This is a genomic window from Pseudomonas sp. H1_D04 (assembly GCF_054683855.1).
Window position 1 is genome coordinate 622,859 of record NZ_CP162826.1, and the last position, 10,799, is coordinate 633,657.

The 10,799-nt window shown below is 60.8% G+C and carries 12 protein-coding genes; 6 read left to right on the top strand and 6 right to left on the bottom strand.

The features are described 5' to 3' along the window. Window positions 1-32: 32 nt before the first annotated feature. The 4 genes from AB4N82_RS03010 to AB4N82_RS03025 all read right to left on the bottom strand — a co-directional run bounded on the left by AB4N82_RS03010 (window position 33) and on the right by AB4N82_RS03025 (window position 3,250). The gene (locus AB4N82_RS03010) at window positions 33-1,190 is read right to left on the bottom strand and encodes a phospholipase D-like domain-containing protein (RefSeq protein WP_122764898.1); all 1,158 of its coding nucleotides are present in this window, start codon (window positions 1,188-1,190) and stop codon (window positions 33-35) included. 1 nt (window position 1,191) lies between these two features. Beyond that, a complete protein-coding gene (locus AB4N82_RS03015; RefSeq protein ID WP_032888323.1) occupies window positions 1,192-1,782 on the bottom strand; it encodes a YceI family protein in 591 nt (196 codons plus the stop codon). Window positions 1,783-1,865: 83 nt separating this feature from the next. Beyond that, window positions 1,866-2,180, bottom strand: coding sequence for an amidase (locus AB4N82_RS03020; protein ID WP_095184047.1), 315 nt, complete (start codon window positions 2,178-2,180; stop codon window positions 1,866-1,868). Beyond that, complete coding sequence (locus AB4N82_RS03025) at window positions 2,177-3,250, bottom strand: serine hydrolase domain-containing protein (protein ID WP_122764897.1); 1,074 nt, start codon at window positions 3,248-3,250, stop codon at window positions 2,177-2,179. Before AB4N82_RS03025 ends, AB4N82_RS03020 begins: the two co-directional genes overlap by 4 nt. Before the next feature lie 184 nt (window positions 3,251-3,434). On the opposite strand from AB4N82_RS03025, the gene olsB reads away from it, so the two are divergent. Next, entirely contained in the window at window positions 3,435-4,190 is a 756-nt protein-coding gene (olsB, locus tag AB4N82_RS03030) for an L-ornithine N(alpha)-acyltransferase (protein WP_032888332.1), read from the top strand. Next, window positions 4,190-4,981, top strand: a complete 792-nt coding sequence (locus AB4N82_RS03035) for a lysophospholipid acyltransferase family protein (protein WP_460104373.1) — start codon at window positions 4,190-4,192, stop codon at window positions 4,979-4,981. Before olsB ends, AB4N82_RS03035 begins: the two co-directional genes overlap by 1 nt. Before the next feature lie 114 nt (window positions 4,982-5,095). Here the strand turns inward: AB4N82_RS03035 and AB4N82_RS03040 are convergent, their stop codons facing one another. Beyond that, window positions 5,096-5,680: an acyl carrier protein phosphodiesterase gene (locus AB4N82_RS03040; RefSeq protein WP_122764896.1), complete on the bottom strand. Its 585-nt coding sequence runs from the start codon at window positions 5,678-5,680 to the stop codon at window positions 5,096-5,098. 154 nt (window positions 5,681-5,834) lie between these two features. On the opposite strand from AB4N82_RS03040, the gene AB4N82_RS03045 reads away from it, so the two are divergent. The 3 genes from AB4N82_RS03045 to AB4N82_RS03055 are packed head-to-tail and all read left to right on the top strand — an operon-like array spanning window position 5,835 to window position 8,425. Then, window positions 5,835-6,161, top strand: coding sequence for an ArsR/SmtB family transcription factor (locus AB4N82_RS03045; RefSeq protein WP_012722694.1), 327 nt, complete (start codon window positions 5,835-5,837; stop codon window positions 6,159-6,161). 13 nt (window positions 6,162-6,174) lie between these two features. Beyond that, entirely contained in the window at window positions 6,175-7,341 is a 1,167-nt protein-coding gene (locus AB4N82_RS03050; protein ID WP_122764895.1) for an MFS transporter, read from the top strand. Window positions 7,342-7,369: 28 nt separating this feature from the next. Further along, window positions 7,370-8,425, top strand: a complete 1,056-nt coding sequence (locus tag AB4N82_RS03055) for an alkene reductase (RefSeq protein WP_032888343.1) — start codon at window positions 7,370-7,372, stop codon at window positions 8,423-8,425. Window positions 8,426-8,729: 304 nt separating this feature from the next. Here AB4N82_RS03055 and AB4N82_RS03060 read toward each other — a convergent pair whose 3' ends face one another. Further along, complete coding sequence (locus AB4N82_RS03060; protein ID WP_032888346.1) at window positions 8,730-9,362, bottom strand: TetR family transcriptional regulator; 633 nt, start codon at window positions 9,360-9,362, stop codon at window positions 8,730-8,732. A gap of 286 nt (window positions 9,363-9,648) precedes the next feature. Here AB4N82_RS03060 and AB4N82_RS03065 point away from each other — a divergent pair, with 286 nt between their 5' ends. Beyond that, window positions 9,649-10,797 carry an efflux RND transporter periplasmic adaptor subunit gene (locus tag AB4N82_RS03065; RefSeq protein WP_122764894.1) on the top strand — a complete coding sequence of 383 codons (1,149 nt, stop codon included), beginning with the start codon at window positions 9,649-9,651 and terminating at the stop codon, window positions 10,795-10,797. The last annotated feature ends 2 nt before the right edge of the window (window positions 10,798-10,799 follow it).

A 10,799-nucleotide genomic window follows, 5' to 3' on the forward strand; every position in this document is an offset into this window, starting at 1 on the left:
GCCCTCTCCCACATTTGATCTCAGTGTTCTTGCTAGCCGCGTCGGTCCAGCACGTTCACCACCAACCGATCAATCCACCCCCACACCCGCTGCTTCACCCGCCGCCACAACGGTCGCGCCTTCCAAGCATCCAGGCTCACCGCCTGACTCTGGGCAAAATCCCGTTCGAAACTGCCTTCCACCGCCAGCGTCAATTCCGGGTCCAACGCTTCAAGGTTGGCTTCCAGGTTGAAGCGCAGATTCCAGTGGTCGAAGTTGCACGAGCCGATGCTGACCCAATCGTCCACCAGCACCATTTTCAGGTGCAAAAAGCACGGCTGGTATTCAAAGATCTGCACGCCCGAGCGTAATAAGCGTGGGTAATAACGATGCCCGGCGTAACGCACCGACGGGTGATCGGTACGCGGGCCGGTGAGCAGCAAACGCACATCTACCCCACGCCCTGCCGCCCGGCGCAAGGCACGGCGCACGCCCCATGTGGGCAAGAAATACGGCGTGGCCAGCCAGATTCGTGTCTTGCTGCTGTTGAGCGCGCGGATCAGCGATTGCAGGATGTCGCGGTGCTGACGGGCGTCCGCATACGCGACACGGCCCAGTCCCGGGCCGGTCGCTGGTACTTTGGGCAGGCGCGGCAAGCCGAAATGGGTGGCCGGTTTCCACTCCCGGCGCGCCACGTTGGCGTGCCATTGGCGATCGAACAGCGCCTGCCAATCCAGCACCAGCGGGCCGCTGATCTGCACCATCACTTCGTGCCATTCGGCGGTGTCTTCGCCCGGCGTCCAGAATTCATCGGTGACGCCTGTGCCGCCGACCACGGCGATATTCTGGTCGATAAGCAGCAGCTTGCGGTGGTCGCGGTACAGGTTGCGCATCCAACGGCGCCAGCTCAGGCGATTGTAGAAACGCAGCACCACACCGGCATCGGTCAAACGCTTACGCAGTCCCAGGGTGAACGCGAGACTGCCGTAGTCGTCGAACAGGCAACGCACCAGCACGCCACGTTCGGCGGCGAGCACCAGCGCCTGCACCAGCGCTTCGGCGCACGCGCCCGCCTCCACCAAGTACAACTCAAGATCCACCTGGCGCTCAGCGCGGGCAATGCCCACGAGCATTTGTGGAAAGAAATTCGGTCCGTCGATCAACAACTCGAAACGGTTGGCGCTGCGCCACGGGAACACCGCGCCGCTCACGTCAGCGCGCCGTAAAAATCAGCACCGCACCCACCGGCACCGACAAGCTGATCGACTTGAGCCCCGCCGCTTCACGCAATGCCGCCACACCCGGTGCCAGGTCGAAGTCCTCGGCGTGCAACACCACAGGTTCCAGGGTCACCACCTGGAAACGCCGGTCATCCAGGCGCGTGGCCAGGAGTTCTGCGCTGTAGGTCTGGGTTTTGCCGTGCAAGGTGACGTTCAGCGGCAGGCGCAATTCCAGTTGCGCGCCAGGGGCAAGGTCATTGATCGGTTGCAGGTTGATCTGTGCACTGATCAGCGCATCAGGAAAAGTCTTGATCTCGAAAAGCTGATTGCGCATGCGCTCGTCACGCAGCGGGATGCTGCTGTTGACCGACTCCAGCTCCACTTCCAATTGCGCCGCGCCCTTGCTGTCGACCTTACCGTGCAGCACCAGGAAGCGATGGACTTCAGCGATCTCGGTGTTTTTGGTGGTGACGAACGACAGGCGCGAGGACTCGTTGTCCAGGTACCAATCGGCGTGGGCGGGTACGGCGGCAGCGACCAGCAGGGCAAAGGCCAGGGGTTTGATAACAGACGCGTTGAACATTAAGGACTCGTGGGGAAAAAACCTGCACGAACCTTAAGCGCAATGTCACAAGCGGCGCAAATCCAATGTGGAAGCGAGACGGGTCAAGGACTCAGGCGACAGCCCTGGCGGTCGCCGAACCAGCGTGCACGGTGCGTACGCCCCAACCCGCTCGCCGTCACTTCACTGCGCTCCGGGTTATCACTGAACGCACTGGTGGGCACGTACTGCTTCACATATCCCCGGCAATAATCGGCTGGATTGTTCGCCACATACCGGCACGAGCAATACTCCTTGGCGGTATACGCCGCAATGATGTCGGGGAAGGCTTGCAGGTTAACGCGCTCGTGCCAGATCCAACCCAGCAGGCCCAGGACCAACAGTAAAAAGACACTGGTAAACGGCCGACGACGGATCATGGTTGCACCGCCGCGAGCACGCGTTTGAGCAGTTCGTTGTGGCGGTAGCTGCCGTCGCGATCGTCGCCGTAACGCACGATCACCAGGTGTTCGGTGGGCATCACGTACAGCGCCTGGCCCCAATGGCCGAGGGCGGCAAAGGTGTCGGCGGGGGCGTCGGGCCAGGGTCGCGGGGTGCCCTGGTTCAGCCACCAATGACCGCCAGGGACGGCTTCGTCCTGACCGGCCTTGTAGTTGGCGAAGGGCTGGCGGTTGAAAGCCACCCAGTCTTCAGGCAGCAATTGTTGCTCGCCCCAGCGACCGTCCCGCGCCATCAGCAAACCGACGCGGGCCAAATCGCGCGCGGTCAGGTAGGCATAGGACGAGGCGACGAAGGTTTCATCGGCATCGGTTTCCCACGTGGCGTTGCGAATGCCCAGCGGCTTGAACAGCGCATCCCACGGGTAACTCATATAAGCCTTGTGACCCAGCATGCCTTTGAGCGCGGCGGACAAAATATTGCTGTCGCCGCTGGAATAGCGGAAGACCTGGCCCGGTGCACTGAAGGATTCGGTATTGGCGGCGAACTCAGCCATATCGGCACGGCCACGGGTATAGAGCATCGCCACCACCGAGGATTTCAGCGGGGCGTATTCGTAGTCTTCCTGCCAGTCCAGGCCCGAGGCCCAGTGCAGCAGGTCGGCCATGGTCACCGTGGGATGTTGCTTCATCGGCGGGTAGAAGCGCGCCACCGGGTCAGTCAGTTTGAAGCGATTATCGCCATAGGCGACGCCCAGAACGGTGGCCATCAGGCTCTTGCTGATGGACCAGGTCAGGTGCGGCGTGTCGGCGGTGGTGGGCGCGGCGTAGCGTTCATAGATGATCTGGCCGTCGCGGATCACCAGCAGCGCATCGGTGCGAACGCCTTGGCGAGTGGCATCGTCACGCGGCGGGAACGCGTAGGCATCCAGTGCTTGGGTGGCGGGCCCGGCGAGCGGCGTGCCCTTGGCCCAGTCCTTGTCGGGCCAGGTGTCGGCGCGGGCGGTAACGGTGGCAAACAGCAGGGCAACGCACAGCAGGCCTCTGACCATGGACACAGACTCAAGGGGGCATTCAAGCCCGCGAGCCTAGCCGAGGGTGATGACAGATTTGCGACAAAGGGGCTGTCATCCAAGCGTCACCATAACTTCATGGAGATGACACCGAGCCTACATAGCCTGAGTTTGGACAAACAAGTCGACCGGCCGGAACGTGGCTGGCACTCGGAGATTCGCCATGACTCAGATCGCCCGCATCAGCGACACCGGCAATGAACGCCGTCTGCAAGCCGAACGCCTGGTTGGCGCACAAGCGTTGCAGGAAGCCCAGGCCCTGCGGTTCAACGTATTCAGCGGCGAGTTCAACGCCAAGCTGAAAGGCGCGGAACTGGGTCTGGACATGGATGACTATGATGTTCACTGCAGCCACATCGGCGTGCGGGATTTGAACAGCGGACGACTCGTCGCCACCACCCGTTTGCTCGACCACCAGGCTGCCAGCACCTTGGGCCGGTTCTACAGCGAAGAAGAATTCAGCCTGCACGGCTTGCTGCACCTGCAAGGCCCAATCCTGGAAATCGGCCGCACCTGCGTCGACCCGGCCTACCGTAACGGAGGCACCATCGCTGTGCTGTGGGGCGAGTTGGCTGAAGTCCTCAACCAAGGCGGCTATAGCTATTTGATGGGCTGCGCGAGCATCCCGATGCACGACGGCGGCATCCAGGCCCACGCAATCATGCAGCGCCTGCGCGAACGCTACCTGTGCAACGAACACCTGCGCGCCGAACCGAAAAAACCGCTGCCGGCGCTGGACCTGCCGACCAACGTAATCGCGGAGATGCCTCCGCTGCTCAAGGCCTACATGCGCCTGGGCGCAAAGATCTGCGGCGAGCCGTGCTGGGATGAAGATTTCCAGGTGGCCGACGTGTTCATCCTGCTCAAGCGCGATGAGTTGTGCCCGCGTTATGCGCGCCACTTCAAGGCGGCCATGTGATGAGCCGCCTGCGCATGTACGGGCGCATTGCCCGCGTGCTGGTGGTCGTGGCGCTGGGTTTAAGCATGGCCAGTGTGTTTGGTGTGTTCGAGCGCTTGGGCATCGCCAACTCCATGGTGCGGCGCCAGCGTTGGTCGCGATTCTTTATGGCGCGGCTGACCAACGCCCTGCCCTTTCGCGTGACCGTGCACGGTGAGTTGCCGACGCAGCCGATGCTGTGGGTGAGCAATCACGTGTCCTGGACCGATATTCCGTTGCTGGGCGCGGTGGCGCCGATGTCGTTCCTGTCCAAGGCGGAAGTACGCACCTGGCCGGTGGCGGGATGGTTGGCAGCCAAGGCCGGTAGCCTGTTTATCCGTCGTGGTTCGGGCGACAGCCAATTGATCCGCAAGCAGATGACCCGTCACCTGGAACAACAGCATCCATTGCTGATGTTCCCCGAAGGCACCACCACCGACGGGCGCAGCCTGCGTACCTTCCACGGACGCTTGCTGGCCAGTGCGATTGATGCGGACGTGGCGCTTCAACCGGTGGCGATTCGTTATCTGCGCGATGGGCAAGTGGACCCATTGGCACCGTTTATTGGCGATGATGATTTGCTGTCGCACCTGATGCGCTTGTTCGGCAATGATCAGGGCGATGTGGAGATCCATGTGCTCAAGCCGATTGCCTGCGCCGGGCAGGAACGCGCGGCGCTGGCGCATCAGGCGCAGCAGGCGGTGCAGAGAGCGTTGTTTGGGCCGGTGCCGGAGACTGAACAAGTAGCGACGCGACCAGCCTTTGCCGCGTGATATGAGCCAGACACTGTTCCAAATGTGGGAGGGGGCTTGCTCCCGATAGCAGTGGATCAGCCAGCATCAGTGGTGGCTGGCACACCGTAATCGGGAGCAAGCCCCCTCCCACATTTAGCTTTGTGTTGTCAGGTGGTTATGCGCGAAGGCTTGCAGTTCGGGGTAGAAGATCCGGAAGTCTTCACTCAACGGCTCATACAACTCACGCAATTCCTGCATCGCAAACCCTAATTCCTGGGGTTGTGTCAGCCGTCGCGAAATCCCCCGCAACACCTGCTCCATCACCGCAAAATCGCGGTACGAACCCAACCAATCATCCGCCGCCATATACGGCGCAATCTGCGCCAAGCGCCCCGGTAACTGCGGTTCGGCCGCCAGCACGCGGTACACCTGCGAAGTGAAGTGCTCCAAGGGTTGGTCGGCATACAGAGCCCAGTCCCGCGCCAGGCAGTGATCGAAAAACACGTCGAGGACGATTCCCGCATAACGCCTGCGGGTGAGGCTGAAACGCGACAACGCCTCTCCCACCCGCGGGTGACTGTCGGTGAAGCGGTCGATGGAGCGATGCAGCTGGATCGCCGTTTCGATGGGCGGGCTGAACTGGCCCTGCAGGCGACCTTTGACGAAATCGCCATAGAGGCTGCCCAGCAGTTGTGCAGGAAGTTGGCCGCCCAGATGCAGATGTGCGAGATAATTCATAGCGCGCAGTCTAGCACTGCCGTCAACGTATCGTTATAACCCGATATAACGATTTGGGCTGAGTTAAGACCAAAATCATATTGGTATATCGGGATATAACGATTTAATGTTCGCCTCATCGCGATATAACGCTTTACGACACTGAGCACCTGCCATGTCCATCGACCTCGACGAAATAATAAAAGCCCTGGCGCACCCAGTACGACGAGACATCCTCACCTGGCTCAAAGACCCGAAAGTGCAATTCCCCGAGCAACTGCATAACCACGAATACGGCATCTGTGCCGGTCAGATCGACCAACGCTGCGGCTTGTCCCAGTCGACCGTGTCGGCCCACCTGGCCACCTTGCAACGGGCGGGTTTGATCAGTAGCCAGAAGGCCGGGCAGTGGCACTTCTTCAAACGCAACGAGGAAACCATCCAGGCCTTCCTTGCGGCGCTCACCACAGAACTCAGCGCTGACGACAACGCAGCGCTGTAACAAGGAAACCCAAATGCCCCTCTCGCTACTCATACTGGCCCTGAGCGCCTTCGCCATCGGCACCACCGAGTTCGTCATCATGGGCCTGTTGCCCGATGTGGCGGCAGACCTCGGCGTGTCGATCCCCGGCGCCGGCTGGCTGGTCACCGGTTATGCCTTAGGCGTAGCCATTGGCGCGCCCTTCATGGCACTGGCCACCGCCAAGCTGCCGCGCAAGGCCGCACTGGTAGCGTTGATGGGCATCTTTATTGTCGGCAACCTGCTCTGCGCCCTGGCCAGCGACTACAACGTGCTGATGTTTGCCCGCGTGGTTACCGCGCTATGCCATGGCGCGTTCTTCGGGATCGGCTCGGTGGTGGCGGCCAACCTGGTGCCAGCCAACAAACGCGCTTCGGCCGTGGCATTGATGTTCACTGGTTTGACCCTCGCCAACGTACTCGGCGTGCCGCTGGGCACCGCGTTGGGCCAGGAAGCCGGCTGGCGCTCGACCTTCTGGGCGGTGACGGTGATTGGTGTGGTGGCGTTGATCGGCCTGATCCGCTTCCTGCCAGCCAAGCGTGACGAAGAAAAACTCGACATGCGCGCCGAACTGGCCGCCCTCAAAGGTGCCGGCATCTGGTTGTCGCTGAGCATGACTGCGCTGTTCGCCGCATCGATGTTCACCCTCTTCACCTATGTTGCGCCGCTGCTCGGCGATGTCACCGGCGTGCCCCCCAAAGGCGTGACCTGGACCCTGCTGTTGATCGGCCTGGGCCTCACCGTGGGCAACATCATCGGCGGCAAACTGGCCGACAAACGCCTGGCCGCAACCTTGATCGGCGTGTTTATCAGCATGGCGGTGGTATCCACCGCACTGAGCTGGACCAGCGTCGCGGTGATCCCGACTGAAATCACGCTGTTCCTCTGGGCTACCGCGTCGTTTGCCGCTGTCCCTGCGTTGCAGATCAACGTGGTGACCTTCGGCAAGGCCGCACCGAACCTGGTGTCCACCCTGAACATCGGCGCCTTCAACATCGGCAACGCCCTCGGCGCCTGGGTCGGCGGCAGCGTGATCGCCCACGGCTTCGGCCTGACCAGCGTGCCTCTGGCGGCAGCGGCCCTGGCGATCCTGGCGCTGCTGGTAACCCTGATTACTTTCCGTCAGGGCGGCGATGCCGACCTGGCCCCTGCGACCAACTGATCAACTTCAAAGAGAAGGGTGTTTTCCCATGACGACTATTTTCGATCCGATCACACTGGGCGACCTGGAACTGTCGAACCGCATCATCATGGCGCCGCTGACCCGCTGCCGCGCTGATGAAGGCCGCGTACCCAACGCACTGATGGCTGAGTACTACGTGCAACGTGCGTCCGCCGGGCTGATCCTCAGTGAAGCCACCTCCGTGACCCCGCTGGGCGTGGGCTACCCGGACACCCCAGGCATCTGGTCCAACGACCAAGTGCGCGGCTGGGCCAACGTGACCAAGGCGATTCACGGCGCGGGCGGCAAGATCTTCCTGCAACTGTGGCATGTGGGTCGTATCTCCCATGAGTCCTACCTGAACGGCGAAACCCCGGTGGCGCCGAGTGCGATCCAGCCAAAAGGCCACGTCAGCCTGGTTCGCCCACTGGCCGACTACCCTACCCCGCGCGCCCTGGAAACAGCTGAAATCGCCGACATCATCGACGCCTACCGCACCGGTGCCGAAAACGCCAAGGCCGCTGGTTTTGACGGCGTGGAAATCCACGGCGCCAACGGCTACCTGCTCGACCAGTTCCTGCAAAGCAGCACCAACCAGCGCACCGATAACTACGGCGGCTCCCTGGAAAACCGTGCGCGCCTGCTGCTGGAAGTGACCGACGCAGCCATCGAAGTCTGGGGCGCCGGGCGTGTGGGTGTGCATTTGGCACCGCGTGCCGACTCCCACGACATGGGCGACGATAACCTCGCGGAAACCTTCACCTACGTCGCCAGCGAACTGGGCAAACGTGGCATCGCCTTCATCTGCTCCCGTGAAAAAGAAGGCGCCGACAGCCTCGGCCCACAACTGAAAAAAGCGTTCGGCGGCGTATACATCGCCAACGAACGCTTTACCAAAGACAGCGCCAATGCCTGGCTGGCCGAGGGCAAAGCGGATGCGGTGGCTTGGGGCGTACCATTCATTGCCAACCCGGATCTGCCAGCACGTCTGAAGGCCGATGCGCCGCTCAACGAAGCACACCCGGAAACCTTCTACGGCAAGGGCCCGGTGGGTTACATCGACTACCCGACCCTGCCGCTTTAATCGGCCGAAACTAAAACCAAATGAGAAAGGGGCTTGCCCCCGATGGCGGTGCGTCAGTCACTGTATGTGTTGACTGAACCACTGCCATCGGGGGCAAGCCCCCTTTCACGTTGTTGGCGGCCTACAGGTTCTGGCTACATTGCTTCACAGAACAGCAACAAAATCCCTACAAAATACTTAGGCGGCTACCTATCAACCGCCCACCAGCCCGTATATAAAGTCATCCCACCAATCAGGCAGAAGGACGATTGACCGTCCTTAAGCTTTACTGTTGACACAACCTGATGCAATTACGCATTTTGTTTCAATTGCGCAGGCTCGGGCTCAGACGCAGCATGTCTAGCCCTGCATCTACCCAGCGCTCGGCTTCCTGATGCAATTGGAAGCTGTCGGGGACCAACAGCCACTGGCCAATCAGCCCGTTGATGTAGGCATGCATGCAAACAGCACCGCGGGTGGTATCGAGGTTTTCCGGAAGTTGCCCGCGATGGACCGCATTACGCAGAGTCAGGCCGATGCGCAGATTGCATTCCAGACTGTGGGTCTGGCGCTGGCGGCGCATGTCGCACATTTCATCGGTGAATTCGCACTTATGAAACAGAATCTCATTGATGCGGCGGGTTTTCGGGTCCAGGGCCACTTGATGAAACAGATGAATCAGCAGCTTGCGCATGCACCCCAATGGATCGAGTTCGTCCTCGCTCTCACTGGCCCTGGCCAATTCGTCCAGCGGCTCATGCAACGTGTCGAGCAGCGCCTGCAACAGGTCGGACTTATTGCTGAAGTGCCAGTAAATCGCGCCCCGCGTCACGCCGGCCAACGCGGCGATGTCCGCCAGCGTCGTACGCGCGACGCCGCGATCGTAAAAGGCTTGCTCGGCGGCTTGAAGAATTTGGCTGCGCGTTTCCTGAGCTTCCTCTTTAGTGCGACGAACCATGGCAGTAGAACCTCAATCAGGACACTTGAGACTATCGTTAACGCAACGTTAATAGACGCGAACGATCATCTGAATATTTGTGGGACGACACCGTCATGGGTGTCGAACGTAATGGAATCGAGGCTTCGGGTGTTGCTTTGTCAACATTGCGCGAAGCCTGTCAAGAGTTTACAAACAACCATGAACGTAAGTATATTGCGTAGCAAGCTACTTATCTACTCACAGCCTGTTTTTTACCCTTCCACCCTTCTTGTGCGCACCCTGCGCGCCTGACCCGAGGATCTTCATGCAACTTAAGCCAGCTGTTACCGCTCTGGTCACTGCCGTCGCCCTGGCATCGCTGCTCAGCGGATGTAAAAAGGAAGAAGCGGCTCCGCCCGCTCAAATCCCTCAGGTCGGCGTGGTCACCCTTCAACCGCAAGCCTTTACTCTGACATCCGAGCTACCAGGCCGCACCACCGCCTACCGCATCGCGGAAGTTCGCCCTCAGGTCAACGGCATTATCCTCAAGCGTCTGTACAAAGAAGGCGCCGACGTGAAGGAAGGCCAGCAGCTGTATCAGATCGATCCGTCGGTCTATGAGGCCACCCTGAAAAGCGCACAAGCCACGCTGACCCAGACCAAGTCCATCACCGATCGCTACAAGCAGTTGGTTGATGAACAAGCCGTCAGCCGTCAGGAATACGACACCGCCGTCGCGAACCGCATGACTGCCGAAGCAAACGTTCAAACCGCCCAGATCAATGTGCGTTACACCAAGGTGTACGCGCCGATTTCCGGGCGTATCGGCCGTTCTGCCGTCACCGAAGGCGCACTGGTCAGCAACGGCCAGGCCGATGCGATGGCCGTGATCCAGCAATTGGACCCGATCTACGTCGACGTCACGCAGTCGTCGGCTGAAATGCTGAAACTGCGCCGCGACCTGGAAAGCGGCCAGCTGGAAAAAGCCGGTGCGAATGCCGCCAAGGTCAAGTTGACCCTGGAAGACGGCAGCGATTACGGCCAGGACGGCAAGCTGGAGTTCTCCGAAGTCTCGGTCGACCAGACCACCGGCTCGGTCACCCTGCGCGCAGTGTTCCCTAACCCTGACCACACCCTGCTGCCGGGCATGTTCGTACACGCCCAATTGCAAGCCGGTGTGAACAGCAAAGCCATCCTGGCACCGCAGCAAGGCGTGACCCGTGATCTCAGGGGTATTCCAACAGCGCTGATCGTCAACGCCGACAACAATGTCGAGCAGCGTGAACTGGTGGCCAACCGCACCGCCGGCGCCTACTGGCTGGTGGAAAAAGGCCTGAACGCCGGGGACCGCCTGATCACCGAAGGGCTGCAGTACGTCAAGCCGGGCGCTGAGGTCAAGGTCAAGGACGCTGACAACGCCAAGCCCGCAGGTTCCGCTGCTGCTCCTGCTGCCGCTGCTGGCAAAGGGGAGTAATC

Coding starts and splice junctions, on each gene's coding strand:
- AB4N82_RS03015 (WP_032888323.1), bottom strand. CDS start 1,782: ATGTTCAACGCGTCTGTTATCAAACCCCTGGCCTTTGCCCTGCTGGTC.
- AB4N82_RS03020 (WP_095184047.1), bottom strand. CDS start 2,180: ATGATCCGTCGTCGGCCGTTTACCAGTGTCTTTTTACTGTTGGTCCTG.
- AB4N82_RS03025 (WP_122764897.1), bottom strand. CDS start 3,250: ATGGTCAGAGGCCTGCTGTGCGTTGCCCTGCTGTTTGCCACCGTTACC.
- olsB (WP_032888332.1), top strand. CDS start 3,435: ATGACTCAGATCGCCCGCATCAGCGACACCGGCAATGAACGCCGTCTG.
- AB4N82_RS03035 (WP_460104373.1), top strand. CDS start 4,190: ATGAGCCGCCTGCGCATGTACGGGCGCATTGCCCGCGTGCTGGTGGTC.
- AB4N82_RS03040 (WP_122764896.1), bottom strand. CDS start 5,680: ATGAATTATCTCGCACATCTGCATCTGGGCGGCCAACTTCCTGCACAA.
- AB4N82_RS03045 (WP_012722694.1), top strand. CDS start 5,835: ATGTCCATCGACCTCGACGAAATAATAAAAGCCCTGGCGCACCCAGTA.
- AB4N82_RS03050 (WP_122764895.1), top strand. CDS start 6,175: ATGCCCCTCTCGCTACTCATACTGGCCCTGAGCGCCTTCGCCATCGGC.
- AB4N82_RS03055 (WP_032888343.1), top strand. CDS start 7,370: ATGACGACTATTTTCGATCCGATCACACTGGGCGACCTGGAACTGTCG.
- AB4N82_RS03060 (WP_032888346.1), bottom strand. CDS start 9,362: ATGGTTCGTCGCACTAAAGAGGAAGCTCAGGAAACGCGCAGCCAAATT.
- AB4N82_RS03065 (WP_122764894.1), top strand. CDS start 9,649: ATGCAACTTAAGCCAGCTGTTACCGCTCTGGTCACTGCCGTCGCCCTG.